This is a genomic window from Cellulomonas gelida (genome assembly GCF_006538725.1).
GTDB classification, from domain to species: Bacteria; Actinomycetota; Actinomycetes; order Actinomycetales; family Cellulomonadaceae; genus Cellulomonas; species Cellulomonas gelida.
Genome location: NZ_BJLQ01000002.1, coordinates 46,213 through 64,645, shown reverse-complemented (window position 1 = coordinate 64,645; position 18,433 = coordinate 46,213). Strand labels below are relative to the sequence as shown.

The 18,433-nt window shown below is 74.2% G+C and carries 16 protein-coding genes; all 16 read left to right on the top strand.

The annotated features are described in order from the left end of the window. The first annotated feature begins 23 nt into the window (after positions 1-23). The gene (pyrR, locus tag CGE01nite_RS00640; RefSeq protein ID WP_141368369.1) at positions 24-626 is read left to right on the top strand and encodes a bifunctional pyr operon transcriptional regulator/uracil phosphoribosyltransferase PyrR; all 603 of its coding nucleotides are present in this window, start codon (positions 24-26) and stop codon (positions 624-626) included. Next, complete coding sequence (locus CGE01nite_RS00635) at positions 623-1,612, top strand: aspartate carbamoyltransferase catalytic subunit (RefSeq protein WP_141368367.1); 990 nt, start codon at positions 623-625, stop codon at positions 1,610-1,612. The genes pyrR and CGE01nite_RS00635 overlap by 4 nt, the downstream gene beginning before the upstream one ends. After that, positions 1,609-2,922, top strand: coding sequence for a dihydroorotase (locus CGE01nite_RS00630; protein WP_048342189.1), 1,314 nt, complete (start codon positions 1,609-1,611; stop codon positions 2,920-2,922). Before CGE01nite_RS00635 ends, CGE01nite_RS00630 begins: the two co-directional genes overlap by 4 nt. After that, positions 2,919-3,467 (top strand): PH-like domain-containing protein, encoded by a 549-nt coding sequence (locus CGE01nite_RS16805; RefSeq protein ID WP_170210846.1) that lies wholly within the window; start codon positions 2,919-2,921, stop codon positions 3,465-3,467. The genes CGE01nite_RS00630 and CGE01nite_RS16805 overlap by 4 nt, the downstream gene beginning before the upstream one ends. Further along, on the top strand, positions 3,464-4,636 hold the full coding sequence (gene carA, locus CGE01nite_RS00625; protein WP_048342190.1) for a glutamine-hydrolyzing carbamoyl-phosphate synthase small subunit: 1,173 nt from the start codon (positions 3,464-3,466) through the stop codon (positions 4,634-4,636). Before CGE01nite_RS16805 ends, carA begins: the two co-directional genes overlap by 4 nt. Further along, positions 4,636-7,965: a carbamoyl-phosphate synthase large subunit gene (carB, locus tag CGE01nite_RS00620; protein ID WP_048342191.1), complete on the top strand. Its 3,330-nt coding sequence runs from the start codon at positions 4,636-4,638 to the stop codon at positions 7,963-7,965. The genes carA and carB overlap by 1 nt, the downstream gene beginning before the upstream one ends. A gap of 100 nt (positions 7,966-8,065) precedes the next feature. Further along, entirely contained in the window at positions 8,066-8,929 is an 864-nt protein-coding gene (gene pyrF / locus CGE01nite_RS00615; RefSeq protein WP_048342192.1) for an orotidine-5'-phosphate decarboxylase, read from the top strand. Positions 8,930-9,169: 240 nt separating this feature from the next. Further along, positions 9,170-9,481: an integration host factor, actinobacterial type gene (mihF, locus tag CGE01nite_RS00610; protein WP_141368365.1), complete on the top strand. Its 312-nt coding sequence runs from the start codon at positions 9,170-9,172 to the stop codon at positions 9,479-9,481. Positions 9,482-9,587: 106 nt separating this feature from the next. Further along, on the top strand, positions 9,588-10,157 hold the full coding sequence (gene gmk / locus CGE01nite_RS00605; RefSeq protein WP_048342193.1) for a guanylate kinase: 570 nt from the start codon (positions 9,588-9,590) through the stop codon (positions 10,155-10,157). Positions 10,158-10,223: 66 nt separating this feature from the next. Then, a complete protein-coding gene (rpoZ, locus tag CGE01nite_RS00600; protein ID WP_048342194.1) occupies positions 10,224-10,487 on the top strand; it encodes a DNA-directed RNA polymerase subunit omega in 264 nt (87 codons plus the stop codon). A 32-nt stretch (positions 10,488-10,519) separates the two neighbouring features. Further along, a complete protein-coding gene (gene coaBC, locus CGE01nite_RS00595) occupies positions 10,520-11,770 on the top strand; it encodes a bifunctional phosphopantothenoylcysteine decarboxylase/phosphopantothenate--cysteine ligase CoaBC (protein WP_141368363.1) in 1,251 nt (416 codons plus the stop codon). Between the two features lie 37 nt (positions 11,771-11,807). Beyond that, a complete protein-coding gene (gene metK / locus CGE01nite_RS00590; RefSeq protein WP_048342196.1) occupies positions 11,808-13,010 on the top strand; it encodes a methionine adenosyltransferase in 1,203 nt (400 codons plus the stop codon). A 94-nt stretch (positions 13,011-13,104) separates the two neighbouring features. Continuing rightward, positions 13,105-15,180 carry a primosomal protein N' gene (locus CGE01nite_RS00585; RefSeq protein ID WP_141368361.1) on the top strand — a complete coding sequence of 692 codons (2,076 nt, stop codon included), beginning with the start codon at positions 13,105-13,107 and terminating at the stop codon, positions 15,178-15,180. A 40-nt stretch (positions 15,181-15,220) separates the two neighbouring features. After that, positions 15,221-15,895: an HAD-IA family hydrolase gene (locus CGE01nite_RS00580; protein WP_141368359.1), complete on the top strand. Its 675-nt coding sequence runs from the start codon at positions 15,221-15,223 to the stop codon at positions 15,893-15,895. Positions 15,896-15,946: 51 nt separating this feature from the next. Continuing rightward, positions 15,947-16,885, top strand: coding sequence for a methionyl-tRNA formyltransferase (gene fmt, locus CGE01nite_RS00575; RefSeq protein ID WP_141368357.1), 939 nt, complete (start codon positions 15,947-15,949; stop codon positions 16,883-16,885). Continuing rightward, a complete protein-coding gene (locus CGE01nite_RS00570) occupies positions 16,882-18,405 on the top strand; it encodes an RsmB/NOP family class I SAM-dependent RNA methyltransferase (protein ID WP_141368355.1) in 1,524 nt (507 codons plus the stop codon). Before fmt ends, CGE01nite_RS00570 begins: the two co-directional genes overlap by 4 nt. The last annotated feature ends 28 nt before the right edge of the window (positions 18,406-18,433 follow it).

The following is an 18,433-nucleotide window of genomic DNA, read 5'->3' as shown; positions in this document are numbered from 1 at the left end:
GTGAGGCGGAGAAGGAGTCGCACATGAGTACTGCGCTGCCCTCTGACGATGCCTCCGGGAAGCCGGCACCTGACGCCGCCCCTGAGCCCACCGTCGTCCTCGGTGAGGCGGAGATCGCCCGGGCGCTGACCCGCATCGCGCACGAGGTCCTCGAACGCAACAAGGGCGGGCAGGACCTGGTCCTGCTGGGCATCCCGACCAGGGGAGTGCCCCTGGCCGCGCGCCTCGCCGCGCGCATCGCGGAGGTCGAGCCAGGCGTCGACGCCGCGCGCCTCGTCGGGAGCCTGGACGTCACGATGTACCGCGACGACCTGCGCCAGCACCCCACCCGGTCGATCGGCACGACGCAGCTCCCGGCGGACGTGGACGGCAAGGTCGTCGTCCTCGTGGACGACGTGCTGTTCTCGGGCCGCACGATCCGGGCGGCGCTCGACGCCATCTCGGACCTCGGCCGCCCGCGCGCGGTGCAGCTCGCCGCGCTCGTCGACCGGGGGCACCGCGAGCTGCCGATCCGGGCGGACTTCGTGGGCAAGAACCTGCCGACCTCGCAGACCGAGCGCGTGCGCGTGCTCGTGAGCGAGCTGGACGGCCGCGACGCGGTCCTGATCGAAGGGGCACGCGCGTGAAGCACCTGCTCTCGGCCGCGGACCTCACGCACGAGGACGCGCTGCGCATCCTCGACACGGCGGGCCAGATGGCCGCGACCCAGGCGCGCGAGATCAAGAAGCTCCCGACGCTGCGCGGGCGCACGGTCGTCAACCTGTTCTTCGAGGACTCGACCCGCACGCGCATCAGCTTCGAGACCGCGGCGAAGCGGCTCTCGGCGGACGTCATCAACTTCTCGGCCAAGGGCTCGAGCGTGTCCAAGGGAGAGTCGCTCAAGGACACGGCTCTCACGCTGCAGGCGATGGGCGCGGACGCGGTCGTGATCCGGCACCAGGCCAGCGGCGCGCCGCACACGCTCGCAGCGTCGGGCTGGACGCACGGCGCGGTCGTCAACGCGGGTGACGGGACCCACCAGCACCCGACGCAGGCCCTGCTCGACGCGTACACGCTGCGTCGCCACCTCGTCGGCGAGCGGGGGAGCGTCGACGCGAGCGGGCGCGACCTGCACGGGCTGCACGTCGCGGTCGTCGGCGACGTGCTGCACAGCCGCGTCGCGCGGTCGAACGTCCAGCTGCTGCACACGCTCGGTGCGCGCGTGACGCTCGTCGCGCCGCCCACGCTCGTGCCGGTCGGCGTCGAGGCGTGGCCGTGCGACGTGAGCTACCGCCTCGACGACGTCATCGTGGACGGCAAGCCCGACGCGATCATGATGCTGCGCGTGCAGCGGGAGCGGATGTCGAGCACCGGTGGCGGTTTCTTCCCGAGCCCGCTGGAGTACTCGCGGGGCTACGGGCTCGACGCGCGACGCATGGCGTCGCTGCCCGAGCACGCGATCGTCCTGCACCCGGGACCGATGAACCGCGGGCTGGAGATCTCGGCCGACGCCGCCGACAGCGACCGGGCCGTCATCGTCGAGCAGGTCGCCAACGGCGTCGCCGTGCGCATGGCGGTGCTGTACCTGCTGCTCGCCGGCGAGCAGCCGACCACGAACAGGAGTGCCGAGTGACCACGTACCTGCTGCGCGACGTCTCCCCGCTGGGGGAGGCGCGCACGGACATCCTGCTCGCCGACGGGGTGGTCGCCGCGATCGGCTCGGCCCTCGAGGCCCCGCAGGACGCCGTCGAGATCGACGGGCGCGGGCTCGTCGCGCTGCCCGGTCTGGTCGACTTGCACACGCACCTGCGGGAGCCGGGTCGCGAGGACGCCGAGACGATCGCGAGCGGGACGCGCGCTGCGGCCCTGGGCGGTTTCACCGCGGTGCACGCGATGGCGAACACGACCCCGACCCAGGACACCGCGGGAGTGGTCGAGCAGGTCTGGCACCTGGGCCGCCGTGCCGGGTGGGTCGACGTGTTCCCGGTGGGCGCGGTGACGGTCGGGCTGGGCGGAGAGCGGCTCGCCGAGCTGGGCGCCATGGCCGAGTCCGAGGCGCGCGTGCGGGTGTTCTCCGACGACGGCAAGTGCGTGCACGACCCGGTCGTCATGCGGCGTGCGCTGGAGTACGTCAAGGCGTTCGACGGCGTGATCGCGCAGCACGCGCAGGAGCCGCGGCTCACCGAGGGCTCGCAGATGCACGAGGGCGTCGTCTCCGCCGAGCTGGGGCTCGCGGGGTGGCCCGCGGTGGCCGAGGAGGCGATCGTCGCGCGCGACGTCCTGCTCGCGGAGCACGTGGGCTCGCGCCTGCACGTGTGTCACCTGTCGACCGCGGGTTCGGTGGAGATCGTGCGCTGGGCCAAGTCGCGCGGCATCGACGTGACGGCCGAGGTCACGCCTCACCACCTGATCCTCACCGACGAGCTCGCGCGAGGGTACGACCCGCTGTTCAAGGTGAACCCGCCGCTGCGGACCCAACGCGACGTGGAGGCCGTGCGCGAGGGACTCGCGGACGGGACGATCGACATCGTGGCCACCGACCACGCGCCCCACCCTCGCGAGGACAAGGACTGCGAGTGGGCCGCCGCGGCGTTCGGCATGACCGGGCTCGAGACGGCGCTCTCGGTCGTGCAGGAGACCATGGTCGACACCGGTCGCATGACCTGGGCGGACGTCGCTCGCGTGCTGTCGAGCGCACCGGCCCGGATCGGACGCGTCGACGGGCACGGGCGGCCGCTGGCCGTGGGCGAGCCCGCCAACCTCACGCTCGTCGACCCGGCTGCGCGTCGCGTCGTGCGCCCCGAGGCGCAGGCGAGCAAGTCGGTGAACTCGCCGTTCGGCGGGCGCGAGCTGCCGGGCCGCGTCGTCGCGACCTTCCTGCGCGGTCGCGCGACCGTGCTGGACGGTGCGCCGTGCGACGGTGGATCGGCGGACGCGCGATGACGCTGCGCCAGGGCGTGACGACCGCCGCGATGCTCGCGATCCTGCTGCTCGCATGGTGGGGGATGCGGGCCGGCTGGGAGCACCGACGACGACGGACCGAGGCCGCGGCGCCGGTCCTGCCCCAGGTGCCCGACGACCCGGGACCGGCGACGTTCGGCCCGCTCGAGTCCGTGTACGTCTCGTCCACCCGCGCGGGTGACTGGCTCGACCGGGTCGTCGCGCACGACCTGGGCGTGCGCAGCCGGGCCGAGGTCAGCGTGCACGCCACCGGCGTGCTGGTCCGACGTGCCGGCGCACGTGACCTGTTCCTGCCGGCACAGACCCTCCGCGGTGCAGGTACCGCGCGCGGGATCGCCGGCAAGGTCGTCTCGCGCGACGGGCTCGTCGTCCTGACGTGGCTGCCGACCGGCGCGGACGACGAGCGCGGCCTGGACACCGGCCTGCTGCCCCGCCACGCGGCCGACCGCGACGCGCTCGTCGACGCGGTCGCCGCCCTGATCCCTGACACCCCCGCCGCGTCGCTCGGCACACAGGAGAAGCCATGAACCACACCGCCCCCGCGCGGCTCGTCCTCGAGGACGGCCGCAGCTTCGCCGGGCTCGCGTACGGCGCCACCGGCACCACGCTGGGCGAGATCGTCTTCAACACCGGGATGACCGGGTACCAGGAGACGCTCACGGACCCGAGCTACCACCGCCAGATCGTCGTGATGACGGCGCCGCACATCGGCAACACGGGCGTCAACGACGAGGACCAGGAGTCCGGGCAGATCTGGGTCGCCGGGTACGTGGTGCGCGACCCCGCGCGTGTCCCGTCGAACTGGCGCTCGCGCCGGACGCTCGACGACGACCTCGTCGCGCAGGGCATCGTCGGCATCTCCGGGATCGACACGCGTGCCCTGACGCGGCACCTGCGCGAGCGCGGCGTCATGCGCGCCGGCATCTTCTCGGGCGACGCGCTGGGGGACCGGACGGACTCCGAGCTGCTCGAGGACGTGCTGGCCGCGCCACTGATGGCCGGTGCGGACCTCGCGGGCGAGGTCACGACGGGCGAGGCGTACGTCGTCGAGGCCCTCGACGAGGACGGCGGCGTGCTGGCCGAGCCCCGCGCTGTCGTCGCCGCGGTGGACCTCGGCATCAAGGCCATGACGCCGCAGCGGATGGCTGAGCGCGGCATCCGCGTGCACGTGCTGCCCTCGACCGCGACGATCGACGACGTCCTGGCCACCGCGCCCGACGGCGTCTTCTTCTCGAACGGGCCGGGTGACCCGAGCGCCGCCACGCACGAGATCGACCTGCTGCGCGACGTGCTCGACCGCAAGATCCCGTTCTTCGGCATCTGCTACGGCAACCAGCTGCTGGGCCGCGCGCTCGGCTACGGCACGTACAAGCTCGGCTACGGCCACCGCGGCGTGAACCAGCCGGTGATCGACCGTCGCACGGGCAAGGTCGAGATCACGGCGCACAACCACGGGTTCGCCGTGGACGCGCCGCTCGAGGGCGAGTCGGTCGCGCCGTACGAGGACGGCCGCTACGGGCGCGTCGTCGTGTCGCACGTCGACCTCAACGACGACGTGGTCGAGGGCCTGGAGGCGCTCGACCTGCCCGCGTTCAGCGTGCAGTACCACCCCGAGGCGGCGGCCGGCCCGCACGACGCGGCCTACCTCTTCGACCGCTTCCTCGATCTCATGAACGACACGAAGGGCGCCCACTGATGCCTCGCCGCTCCGACATCTCCAGCGTCCTGGTCATCGGGTCCGGCCCGATCGTGATCGGTCAGGCGTGCGAGTTCGACTACTCGGGGACGCAGGCGTGCCGTGTCCTCAAGGAGGAGGGCCTGCGGGTCGTCCTCGTGAACTCCAACCCCGCGACGATCATGACCGACCCGGAGTTCGCCGACGCGACGTACGTCGAGCCGATCACGACCGACGTGCTGACCTCGATCATCGCGAAGGAGCGCCCCGACGCCCTGCTGCCGACGCTGGGTGGCCAGACCGCGCTCAACGCGGCGATCGCGCTGCACGAGGCCGGCGTGCTCGAGCAGTACGGCGTCGAGCTCATCGGCGCGAACATCGCCGCGATCCAGAAGGGCGAGGACCGCGAGCAGTTCAAGCAGGTCGTCGAGGTCTGCGGCGGCGAGTCCGCGCGCTCGGCGATCGTCCACTCGATCGACGACGCCCTCGCCGCGGTCGAGGACCTCGGCTACCCGGTCGTCGTGCGCCCGTCGTTCACGATGGGCGGGCTCGGCTCGGGCATCGCGTACGACGAGTCGGACCTGCGCCAGATCGCCGGCCAGGGCCTGCACTACTCGCCGACGACCGAGGTGCTCCTCGAGGAGTCGATCCTCGGCTGGAAGGAGTACGAGCTCGAGCTCATGCGCGACAAGCACGACAACGTCGTGGTCGTGTGCTCGATCGAGAACGTCGACGCGGTCGGCGTGCACACGGGCGACTCGGTGACGGTCGCGCCCGCGCTCACGCTCACGGACCGGGAGTACCAGCGGCTGCGCGACATCGGTATCGCGGTGATCCGCGAGGTCGGCGTCGACACCGGTGGCTGCAACATCCAGTTCGCGGTCGAGCCGAGCACGGGCCGGGTCGTCGTGATCGAGATGAACCCGCGCGTGTCGCGCTCGTCGGCGCTCGCGTCGAAGGCGACGGGCTTCCCGATCGCGAAGATCGCCGCCAAGCTCGCGGTGGGCTACACGCTCGACGAGATCCCCAACGACATCACGGGCTCGACGCCCGCGAGCTTCGAGCCGACGCTCGACTACGTCGTCGTCAAGGTGCCGCGGTTCGCGTTCGAGAAGTTCCCGGCCGCCGACCCGACGCTGACGACGACCATGAAGTCGGTCGGCGAGGCCATGGCGCTGGGCCGCAACTTCACCGAGGCGCTCGGCAAGGCCATGCGCTCGATCGACAAGAAGGGCTCGGTGTTCCACTGGGCCGGCGAGCCCGCGACGGGCGACGCGCTGGACGCGCTCGTCACCTCGATCGCGCGACCCACCGAGGGCCGGCTCATCGACGTGCAGCAGGTGCTGCGCGCGGGCGTGAGCGTCGAGACGGTCTACGAGCGCACGGGCATCGACCCGTGGTTCCTCGACCAGATCGTGCTGATCAACGAGGTCGCCGAGGCCACGCGCACCGCGTCCGCGCTCACGCGCGACGTGCTCGTGCACGCCAAGCGGCACGGCCTGTCCGACGCCCAGGTCGCGCAGCTGCGCGGGACGACCGAGGACGCGGTGCGCGGTGCGCGCCACGCCGTCGGCCTGCGCCCGGTCTTCAAGACCGTCGACACGTGCGCGGCCGAGTTCGCAGCCCTGACGCCGTACCACTACTCGTCGTACGACGAGGAGACCGAGGTCGCCCCGCGCGAGCGACCGGCCATCATCATCCTGGGCTCGGGCCCGAACCGCATCGGTCAGGGCATCGAGTTCGACTACTCGTGCGTGCACGCCGCGCTGACCCTCAAGGGCGAGTACGAGACCGTGATGGTCAACTGCAACCCGGAGACGGTCTCGACCGACTACGACACCTCGGACCGCCTGTACTTCGAGCCGCTGACGTTCGAGGACGTGCTCGAGGTCTACGCGGCGGAGCTCGCCGCGGGTCCGGTGGCGGGCCTGATCGTGACGCTCGGCGGCCAGACGCCGCTGTCGCTCGCGCAGCGCCTGCAGGACGCGGGCCTGCCGATCCTCGGCACCCCGCCCGAGGCGATCGACGCTGCGGAGGACCGCGGCGAGTTCGGCAAGGTGCTCGAGGCGGCCGGTCTGCCCGCACCGGCGTTCGGCACCGCGACCACGCTCGCGGGCGCGAAGGACACGGCGCGTCGGATCGGCTTCCCGGTGCTGGTGCGCCCGTCCTACGTCCTGGGCGGCCGCGGCATGGAGATCGTCTACGACGAGCACCAGCTCACCGAGTACGTCGACCGCGCGCTGGAGAACGCCGCGGACGGCGGCCGGGCCGGCACGCTGTCGCCGCTGCTCATCGACCGGTTCCTCGACGACGCGATCGAGATCGACGTCGACGCGCTGTTCGACGGCGAGGAGCTGTTCCTCGGGGGCGTCATGGAGCACATCGAAGAGGCCGGTATCCACTCCGGCGACTCGGCGTGCGTCCTGCCGCCGGTCACGCTGTCGCTCGCCGAGCTCGAGCGGATCCGCCTGTCGACCGAGGCGATCGCCCGTGGGGTCGGCGTGCGCGGGCTGCTCAACATCCAGTTCGCGCTGGTCAGCGACGTGCTGTACGTGCTCGAGGCGAACCCGCGTGCGTCGCGCACCGTGCCGTTCGTCTCGAAGGCCACGGGCGTCTCGCTCGCGAAGGCCGCGGCGCACGTGATGACCGGCAAGACGATCGCGCAGCTCAAGGCCGAGGGGCTGCTGCCCGCGGCCGACGCCTCGGTGCTGGATCTCGAGGCGCCGATCGCGGTCAAGGAGGCCGTGCTGCCGTTCAAGCGGTTCCGCACGGGCGACGGCCACGTGGTCGACACGGTCCTGGGCCCGGAGATGCGCTCGACGGGCGAGGTCATGGGGTTCGACACCGACTTCCCGACGGCATTCGCCAAGTCGCAGGACGCGGCGTTCGGCGGGCTGCCCTCGGGCGGCAAGGTCTTCATCTCGGTGGCCGACCGCGACAAGCGGTCCATCGTCTTCCCGGTCAAGCGCCTGACCGAGCTGGGATTCGAGGTCCTCGCGACCGAGGGCACCGCGACCGTCCTGCGCCGCAACGGCATCCGCTCGACCGTGGTGCGCAAGCACTCGGCGGGCCGGGGCCCGGCGGGGGAGCCGACGATCGTGGACCTGATCGTCGCGGGCGAGGTGGACATGGTCGTCAACACGCCGTCCGGCCAGGGCGCCCGTGCCGACGGCTACGAGATCCGCGCGGCGACCGTCGCGGCGGACAAGGCGATCGCCACGACCGTCCAGCAGCTCGGGGCGGCCGTGCAGGCCATCGAGGCCGCCCGGTCCGGCCCGTACGCGGTCACGAGCCTGCAGGAGCACGCCGCGCAGACCGTCGCGCGGCGCGAGGCGACGGCGAGCGTCTGACGAGCCGCGGGGAGGAGGCCTTCGCCGGCCTCCTCCCCGGCGCGCCGTCAGGCGCAGGACCGCGCACCGAGGCACGACGAGCACGAGAAGAGGGCACCGCATGGCCGTCACACCGTTCGGCACGAGGCTCGCGACGGCGATGGCCGCGCACGGACCGCTCTGCGTCGGGATCGACCCGCACGCGAGCCTGCTCGACGCGTGGGGCTTGAGCGACGACGCCGAGGGCCTGCGCCGGTTCTCGCTCACGGTCATGGAGGCCGTCGCGGGGCGTGTCGCCGCGGTCAAGCCGCAGGCGGCCTTCTTCGAGCGCCACGGCTCGCGAGGCGTCGCGGTGCTCGAGGAGATCGTCGCCGCGGGACGCGAGACGGGCACGCTCGTCATCGTGGACGCCAAGCGCGGGGACATCGGCTCGACGATGGGCGCCTACGCCGAGGCGTTCCTGCGCGACGGCTCCTCGCTCGCGGGGGACGCGCTGACGGTCTCGCCGTACCTCGGCTTCGGGTCGCTGACCCCCGCGGTCGACCTCGCGCTCTCGTCGGGCCGCGGGCTGTTCGTGCTCTGCCTGACGTCCAACACGGAGGGCCACGAGGTCCAGCACGCGCGCACGACCCGAGGCGACGGGGGCACGGGCGCCTCCGTCGCGGCCGTGATGGCCGCGCACGCCGCGGCGCTCAACGCCGACGCGACGCCCATGGGCTCGATCGGGCTCGTCGTGGGCGCGACGGTGGGCGACGCGGCCGGCCGGACCGGGACCGACCTCACGGCCGTCAACGGACCCCTGCTCGCGCCGGGCGTGGGCGCCCAGGGGGCGGGCGCCGACGAGCTGCGCGAGGTGTTCGGCGCGGCCCGGGGACAGGTGCTCGCCTCCTCGTCGCGAGGCGTGCTGCGCGCCGGGCCGGACGTCGCCGCGCTGCGCGCCGCGGCCGGTGCGGCGGCGCACGAGGCGGCGGCCGCACTGAGCTGAACCGGCCGCGGCCGGCACCCCCGCGAACTGGACAGCGGTCCGGCTCGTACCGGGGTCGCTGCGGCGCGCCCGCAGGGTCCGCGCTGTGGGCGTCTCGCGTCGTCTGCGCAGGTCGCAGGTCCGCGGCACGGGCGTGTTCGCATTGCCGGACCTCGGGGGGGTCGCTAGGTTCACAGATGCGGCCCGCAAGTTCGCGGGGTGACGGTCAGGTCCAGCTCTTGTGACGAGAAGGTGACGCGCGTGGCACTCCCTCCGCTGACTCCCGAACAGCGCGCTGCAGCGCTGCAGAAGGCCGCCGCTGCCCGGCAGGCCCGTGCCGAGGTCAAGAACCGCCTCAAGTACTCGCAGGGAAGCCTCTCGGAGGTCATCAAGCAGGGGCAGCAGGACGAGACCATCGGCAAGCTCAAGGTGGTCTCGCTGCTCGAGTCGCTCCCCGGGGTCGGCAAGGTCAAGGCTCGCGCGATCATGTCGGACATCGGGATCTCCGAGACACGGCGGGTTCGCGGGCTCGGTCCGCACCAGGTCGAGGAGCTCATCAAGCGCTTCGGCTGAGGCGCTCGCCCTGAGGTAGGGTCACGCTGCGCCGCCGCCGGTGACCGGGCACCCGCCGGTGTCGGCAGGCGCAGCGCCACCCGACCACCAAGGAGCTCTCGCCGCCATGACGACGACGCCTGCGCGGCTCACCGTGCTCGCCGGACCGACAGCGGTGGGCAAGGGAACGGTCTCGGCCGACGTCCGGGCGCGCTACCCCGAGGTGTGGCTCTCGGTGTCCGCGACGACGCGTGCGCCGCGGCCGGGCGAGATCGACGGCGTGCACTACCACTTCGTGTCGGCCGAGGAGTTCGACCGCATGGCGCAGTCCGGCGAGCTGCTCGAGTGGGCCGTGGTGCACGGCCGCAACCGCTACGGGACGCCCCGCGGGCCCGTGGAGGAGCGCCTCGCCGCGGGTGTGCCGACGCTCCTCGAGATCGACCTCCAGGGCGCGCGCCAGGTCCGCGAGTCGATGCCCGACGCCCGGTTCGTCTTCCTCGCGCCGCCGTCGTTCGACGAGCTGGTGCGCCGGCTCGTCGGGCGGGGGACCGAGGGTGCGGAGGAGCGCGAGCGACGTCTGCAGACCGCGCGGGTCGAGCTCGCGGCGGCCTCCGAGTTCGACCACGTCATCGTCAACGACGAGGTGACGCGCGCCACGGACGAGCTCGTGCACGTCATGGGAGTCGTCCGCGCCTGACGCCCGGGTAGACTGTCGGGCAGATCGTCGATCAGCCACACCCCACCCAAGCCTCGGGAGTCCTCCGTGTCCGGAACCGTCGCCGCCCCCACGGGCATCACCGACCCGCCGATCGACCAGCTCCTCGAGCGCGCCGACTCGAAGTACGCCCTCGTGCTGTACTCGGCCAAGCGTGCGCGTCAGATCAACGCCTACTACTCGCAGCTCAACGAGGGCCTGCTCGAGTACGTCGGCCCGCTGGTCGAGACGCGTCCGCAGGAGAAGCCGCTCTCGATCGCGATGCGTGAGATCGACCGTGGCCTGCTGACCGTCGAGGCCACCGAGGCCTGAGTCCCGCGACCGCCCGCGAGAGGAGCACGCGCGTGCGCATCGTGCTGGGTGTCGCGGGCGGTATCGCCGCCTACAAGGCGGTCCTTCTGCTGCGCCAGCTGCGCGAGGCCGGCCACGAGGTCCGCGTCGTGCCGACGCGGGCCGCGCTCGAGTTCGTCGGCCGTCCCACGTGGGAGGCCCTCTCGGGCCAGCGCGTCACGACCGACGTCTTCGAGGACGTCGACGAGGTCGCGCACGTCGCGATCGGGCAGCACGCCGATCTGGTCGTCGTGGCCCCGGCGACCGCCGACCTGCTCGCACGCGCCGCGACCGGTCAGGCGGACGACCTGCTGACCGCGACTCTCCTGGTCACGCGCGCGCCGGTGCTGCTCGCGCCCGCGATGCACACCGAGATGTGGGAGCACCCCGCGACCGTCGCGAACGTCGCGCTGCTGCGCGCGCGCGGCGTGCACGTGCTCGACCCGGCCTCCGGGCGGCTCACGGGCACCGACACCGGCCCGGGACGGCTGCCCGAGCCGGACGTCATCGCCGCCGCCGCGCTGCGGCTCGTCGAGCCGGCTCAAGCCGAGACCGCACCAGGTGGCCACGCGGCTGAGACCGCGGATGCCCACAGCACGCACGACCTCGCCGGTTGGCGAGTCGTGGTGTCGGCCGGCGGGACCCGGGAGCCGATCGACCCCGTGCGCTTCCTGGGCAACCGGTCCTCCGGGCGTCAGGGCGTCGCGCTGGCCTCCGCCGCGGCGCAGCGTGGAGCGCAGGTGACGCTCGTCGCCGCGAACCTGGCCGTCCCCGCGCCTGACGGCGTCGTCGTCGTGCCGGTCGGCACGGCCGCACAGCTCCGCGAGGCCGTGCGCTCGGCGGCCAAGGACGCCGAGGCGGTCGTGATGGCCGCCGCGGTCGCGGACTTCCGGCCGGTGAGCCCCGCCGAGACCAAGATCAAGAAGCGCGCCGGTGCCCAGGCGCCGACGATCGAGCTCGTCGAGAACGTCGACGTGCTGGCCGAGCTCGCCCGTGACCGGCTGCGTCCGGGGCAGGTCGTCGTCGGCTTCGCGGCCGAGACGGGTGACGACCAGGGGTCGGTGCTGGAGCACGGCCGGTCCAAGGCGCTGCGCAAGGGTGCGGACCTGCTCGTCGTGAACGCCGTGGGCGACGGGCTCGGCTTCGGGACGGCGGAGAACGACGTGACGATCCTCGACGCGCGCGGTGAGCCGGTGGCGACCGCCAGCGGGAGCAAGGACGCGGTCGCCCACGCGGTGTGGGACGCCGTCCGCGCACTGGGCTGAGCACGGGTCCGGGCCTGCACGCGATTACGCTGAGCCCATGACTGATCCTGCGATGCGCCTGTTCACGTCGGAGTCGGTGACGGAGGGCCATCCGGACAAGATCTGCGACCAGATCTCGGACTCGATCCTCGACGCGATCCTCGACCAGGACCCCGACGCTCGCGTCGCCGTCGAGACCATGGTGACCACGGGCCTCGTGCACGTCGCCGGCGAGGTCTCGACCGAGGCGTACGTCGAGATCCCGCAGATCATCCGCCAGGTCGTGCGGGAGATCGGCTACACGTCGTCGCACATCGGTTTCGACGGCGAGTCGTGCGGCGTGTCCGTCTCGATCGGTCAGCAGTCGCCGGACATCGCGATGGGTGTGGCCAAGTCGCTCGAGCTTCGTGAGGACGCCGAGGACCACGACGAGCTCGACACCCAGGGCGCGGGCGACCAGGGCCTCATGTTCGGCTACGCGTCGGACGAGACGGCCTCGCTCATGCCCCTGCCGATCTGGCTGGCCCACCGCCTCGCGGAGCGCCTCGCGCTCGTCCGCAAGGAGGGGATCGTCGCGGGCCTGCGCCCCGACGGCAAGACGCAGGTGACGATCGGGTACGACGGCGACCGCCCCGTGCGCCTCGACGCGCTCGTGCTGTCGACCCAGCACGAGCCGGACGTGCACCTGGAGACGCAGCTGCGGCCCGCGATCATCGAGCACGTCATCGAGCCGGTGCTCGCGCAGGTCGACCTCGACACGTCGTCGTACGACCTGTTCGTGAACCCGACGGGCCAGTTCGTCGTCGGCGGCCCGCAGGGCGACGCCGGCCTCACGGGGCGCAAGATCATCGTCGACACGTACGGCGGGTTCGCGCGGCACGGCGGCGGAGCGTTCTCGGGCAAGGACCCGTCAAAGGTCGACCGCTCGGCCGCGTACGCGATGCGCTGGGTTGCCAAGAACGTCGTCGCTGCGGGGCTCGCGCGCCGCTGCGAGGTGCAGGTCGCGTACGCGATCGGCAAGGCGCACCCCGTCGGGCTGTACGTCGAGACGTTCGGCACGGGCCTGGTCGACGACGCGCGTCTGACCGCGGCGATCCGGCAGGTGTTCGACCTGCGTCCGGCGGCGATCATCCGCACGCTCGACCTGCAGCGGCCGATCTACCGCCGGACCGCGGCCTACGGTCACTTCGGCCGTGAGCTTCCCGAGTTCACGTGGGAGCGCACCGACCGCGTCGACGAGCTGCGCGCGGCTGTCGGCTGACCGATCGACGTGCCCGCCGAACCGTCGGCGCGACCGCAGGACGCAGCGCCCCCGGGATGCCACCGACGTGGGCGGACGATGGTGAGATGAGCCCGTGGAGACGACGCCCGAGCAGCTGACGCTCGACGGCGTGCCCGCACCGCGCGCACGCCGTCGTCCCCGCGCGGCGGGTGACCTCGCGACCGAGCTCCCCGTCGCGCGCGTGTGCATCGACCTGCCGCCTGCGCACCTCGACCGCCCGTTCGAGTACGCGGTCCCGGCCGCGCTGTCCGACGACGCGCAGGCTGGGACGCGCGTCAAGGTGCGGTTCGGCGGCCAGGACGTCGACGGGTACGTGCTGGAGCGGGCCGACGAGGCCGAGCACGACGGTGCGCTGGTGCCGCTGCGCCGGGTGGTGTCCGCCGAGGTGGTGCTGCACCCCGCCACGGCGCGCCTCGCGCGCGCGGTCGCGGACCGCTGGGCCGGGACGCTCGCCGACGTGCTGCGGCTCGCGATCCCGCCGCGCCACGCGCGCGTCGAGGCCGAGTCCTCACCGGACGAGCCGACGGACGTTCCGCCGCCGTCGCCCTCGGCGACCGCGTGGACGGACTACCGCGGCGGCTCCGCGTTCGTGCAGCACGTCACCGGCGGGGGAGCGCCGCGTGCGGTGTGGACCGCGCTCCCCGGCGGTCCCGGCGCGCGGTGGCCCGACGCGATCGCGCAGGCGGTCGCGGCCGCGGTGCTCGGGGGCCGGGGGGCGCTCGTCGTCGTCCCGGACGCGCGTGACGTGGACCGGGTCTTGGCCGCGCTCGAGGACGCCGGGGTGCCGCGCTGGGCACCGGGTCTGCGTGGCGGCGCCGTGCGGCTCACGGCCGACGACGGTCCGAGCCCGCGCTACCGCGCGTTCCTCGCGGCCTCGCGCGGGCAGGCCGATGTCGTGGTCGGGACGCGCGCCGCTGCCTTCGCGCCCGTGCACGACCTGGGGCTCGTGGTCTGCTGGGACGACGGCGACTCGCTGCACGCCGAACCACGGGCGCCGTACCCGCACGTGCGGGAGGTGCTGGCCCTGCGCTCGGAGATCGAGCACGCGGCCCTCCTGGTCGGCGCGCACGGGCGCACGGTCGAGGCGCAGGCGCTCGTGGCCGCAGGCTGGGCGCACGACGTCAGCGCCGACCGGGCACGCGTCCGGGCGCGCACGCCGCGCGTGCGAGCGCTCACGTCGACCGAGCTCGCGCGGGAAGGGGCGGCCGCCGCGGCGCGCCTGCCCACGCCGGCCTGGCGGGCGATCCGCGACCGTCTCGCCGACGGTCCCGTGCTCGTGCAGGTGCCGCGTGCCGGGTACCTGCCCGCGGTCGCGTGCGGGCGGTGCCGCTCGGCGGCGCGGTGCTCGGCGTGCCACGGGCCGCTGGCGCTGCACGCGTCGGACGGCGTGCCGACGTGCAGCTGGTGCGGGCGCATGGCGACCGACTGGCGCTGCGACGAGTGCGGCGCTGCGGCGCTCCGCTCGGTGCGCGTGGGCTCGGAGCGCACCGCTGAGGAGCTCGGGCGGGCGTTCCCGGGCGTGCCGGTCGTGGTCTCGGGGGCGCGCGCGGCGACCGGCGTGGTCGCGAGCGTCAAGGACCGGCCCGCGCTCGTCGTCGCGACGCCCGGCGCGGAGCCGGTGGCTCCCGCGGGGTATGCCGCGGCCGTGCTGCTCGACGCCGCGGTGGCGACCGCGGGTTCGGCACTGGGCGTGCTGACCGACGCGGTGCGGCGCTGGCTGGCTGCGGCGGCGCTCGTGCGGGCTGCCGACGACGGAGGCGTGGTGCTGCTCGTCGGGGACGCCGAGCAGCGCGCGTCGCAGGCCATCGTGCGGTGGGACCCGGTGGGGCTCGCTGTGCGCGAGCTCGACGAGCGCGCCGCGTTGGGGCTGCCGCCCGCCTACCGGATGGCGTCGGTCACCGGGACGCGCGACGCGGTCGCCGCGGTGCTGCGGCGTGTGGCCCTGCCCGGGCTCGACGTGCTCGGCCCGGTCCCGGTGCCGGGCTCGGAACGCGGCGCGTTCGAGCCGGACGTGCGTGCCCTGCTGCGCGTGCCGCGCTCGAGCGGCGGGGCCCTGGCGTCCGCGGTCGCGGCGTCGGTGGCCGTGCGCTCGGCGAAGCGCGAGGGTGGCACCGCGCGCGTCCAGCTCGACCCGGGCGAGCTGCTGTGAGCAGTGGCGCCCACGTGCGCGCCCGCGCGAGGCTGGGGGCATGGTGGAACGCGAGCCAGGCGGTGCGGGCGCGGTGACGAGCGGAGCGGGGGCCGCGGTGCGAGGGATCGAGGCGGTGCTGCTCGACCTCGGGAACGTGCTCGTCGGCTGGGACCCGTACCGTGCGTTCGCCGGGCGCATGCCGCTCGACGCGGTCGAGGCGTTCTTCGCCGAGGTCGACTTCGCACACCTCAACAGCAGGCAGGACGCGGGCCGGCCGTGGGCGCACGCGCGTGCCGAGCTCGAGCAGTCCACGCCGCAGCACGTCCCGGCCCTGGACCTGTACGTCGCCCACTTCGACGACGCGTTGACGGGACCGGTGCCGGGCACCGCGGCGATCGTCGAGGACCTCATCGCCGGGGGAGTGCGCGTCCTGGGCCTGACGAACTGGTCGGCGCAGCTCTACCACCACGCCGTGCCCGCCGCGGCCGCGATCGGGCTCCTGGAGGACGTGCTGGTCTCGGGCGACGTCGGCCTCGTCAAGCCCGACCCCGCGATCTTCCGGCTCGCGGCGCGGCGCTTCGGCCTCGATCCGGCGCGCACGCTGTTCGTCGACGACTCCGCGGCGAACGTCGCGGCGGCCGCGGACGAGGGCTTCGACGCGGTGCTGTTCACGGACGCCGACGCGCTGCGCACGGAGCTCGTGGCGCGGGGCCTGGTGCCGTCGGCCGGCTGAGGCCGCACCCGCGTGCGGGGGATGCCGTGCCGCGCTCTTAGGATCGATGCCATGCGTCTGCTGTTCGCCGGTACCCCCACGCCCGCACTGGCGAGCCTCGAGGCGCTCCTCGCGTCCCGGCACGAGGTCGTCGCCGTGCTCACGCGTCCCGACGCGCGCTCCGGCCGCGGCCGCACGCTGACCCCGAGCCCGGTGAAGGCGCGCGCGCTCGAGGCGGGCATCCCGGTCCTCACGCCGAGGACGCTGCGGGACGACGAGGTCGTCGCGCAGATCCGCGCGCTCGAGGTCGACGCCGCCCCCGTGGTCGCCTACGGCAACCTCGTGCCTCCCACGCTGCTGGCGGTGCCGACCCACGGCTGGGTCAACCTGCACTTCTCGGTGCTGCCCGCCTGGCGCGGCGCGGCCCCCGTGCAGCATGCGATCATGGCCGGCGACGAGGTCACGGGGGCGACGACCTTCCTGCTCGAGCAGGGGCTCGACACCGGGCCCGTGCTCGGCACGCTCACCGAGACGATCCGTCCGCGCGACACGTCGGGCGACCTGCTGGAGCGCCTCGCGGTCGCGGGTGCGACGCTGCTGGTCCGCACGCTCGACGCGCTCGAGGACGGTCAGCTCCAGCCCGTCGCGCAACCCGCGGACGGCGTCAGCCACGCACCCAAGGTCGAGGTCGAGGACGCGCGCGTCCGCTGGCACATGCCCGCACACGTCGTGGACCGGCGGATCCGTGGCTGCACGCCCGCACCCGGCGCGTGGACGACGCTGCCCGACGGCTCGCGGCTCGGCCTCGGGCCCGTCACCCCGGCCGCCGACGTGGTCGACCTCGCGCCCGGGCAGGTGCGCGCCGACAAGCGCGAGGTGCTCGTCGGGACGGCCGGTCACGCGGTGCGGCTCGGCGACGTGATGCCACCGGGCAAGCGCGCGATGCCCGCACCCGACTGGGCGCGCGGCGCGCGCCTGGCCGACGACCTGGTGCTGGGGGCGGACGCGTGAGCGACGACAGGCGTGACACGGGCCGGCGCGACGAGCGCGGTCGTCAGCGCGGTGCGGCGCGAGCCGAGGGCCGGACGCAACGGTCCGCGCAGGCGCCGTCGCAGCGCACCCGGCACGCGGACGTCGCGCGGGCCACGGCCTACGACGTGCTGCGTGCCGTGGACGAGAGCGACTCCTACGCCAACCTGGTGCTCCCGCCGCTGCTGCGGGAACGCGGCGTCGATGGCCGCGACGCGGCGTTCGCGACGGAGCTCGCCTACGGCACGCTGCGCCTGCGCGGCCGGTACGACGCGGTCATCGAGCAGGCCGCGGGCCGCGACGTGGCGCGCATCGACCCGCCGGTCCTCGACCTGCTGCGCCTGGGCACGCACCAGCTGCTCGGCATGCGCGTGCCCGCGCACGCCGCGGTGTCCCAGACGGTCGGTCTCGCGCGGTCGCGCGTCGGGACGGGCGCGTCCCAGTTCGTCAACGCGGTGCTGCGCGCGGTCTCGCGCGAGGAGCCCGCGCGCTGGCTCGAGCTCATCGGCGACGCGGCCGACCCTGACGGTCAGGACCCGGTCGCGCGGCTCGCGGTGACCGAGAGCCATCCCGCGTGGATCGTGCGCGCGCTGCGCGAGGCGCTGGTGGGTGACGGCCGGTCGGCCGACGACGTCACGGCGCTCCTGGCGGCGGACAACACGGCGCCGCGGGTCGCCCTCGTCGCGCGGCCCGGGCTCGTGGACCCCGCGCAGCTCGTCGAGCAGATCGGCGAGGGCGCGAGGCCGGGCGCGGTCTCGCCGTACGCGGTCGTGCCCGGGAGCGGTGACCCGGCAGCCGTCGAGGCCGTGCGCACGGGCCGAGCGGGCGTGCAGGACGAGGGCAGCCAGCTCGTCGCGCTCGCCCTCGCGGCGGCCCCGCTCGACGGCCCCGACGAGCGTTGGCTCGACCTGTGCGCCGGCCCCGGGGGCAAGGCGTCGCTGCTGGCGGCGCTGGCGGCGGGCCGCGGTGCACGCCTCGTGGCCAACGAGGTGGCACCGCACCGGGCGCGCCTCGTCGAGCAGGCGCTGCGCGCCGTGGCCGGCAGCGCGGTGGAGTCCGTGCGCACCGGGGACGGCCGCGAGTTCGGCGCGGCCGAGCCCGACGCGTACGACCGGGTCATGGTGGACGCTCCGTGCACGGGCCTGGGCGCGCTGCGCCGCCGGCCCGAGTCGCGCTGGCGTCGCACGCCCGCCGACCTGACGGGGCTGGCCGCGCTGCAGCGCGAGCTCCTGGGCTCGGCGCTGCGGACGGTGCGCCCGGGCGGGGTGGTCGCGTACGTGACGTGCTCGCCGCACCTGGTCGAGACGCGGCTCGTCGTGACGGACGCGGTGCGCGCGGCCGCCAAGGACGGTCTTGAGGTCGAGCTGCTCGATGCGCGTGCGGTCGCGCGCGAGGTCGCGGCGGGCCCGCTCGACCTCGTCGGCGACCGTCGCGACCTGCAGCTCTGGCCGCACGTGCACGGCACTGACGCGATGCACCTGACGCTGCTGCGACGCCTGTGACGCCACCGGCGGTGCGCCGAGCGGCCGT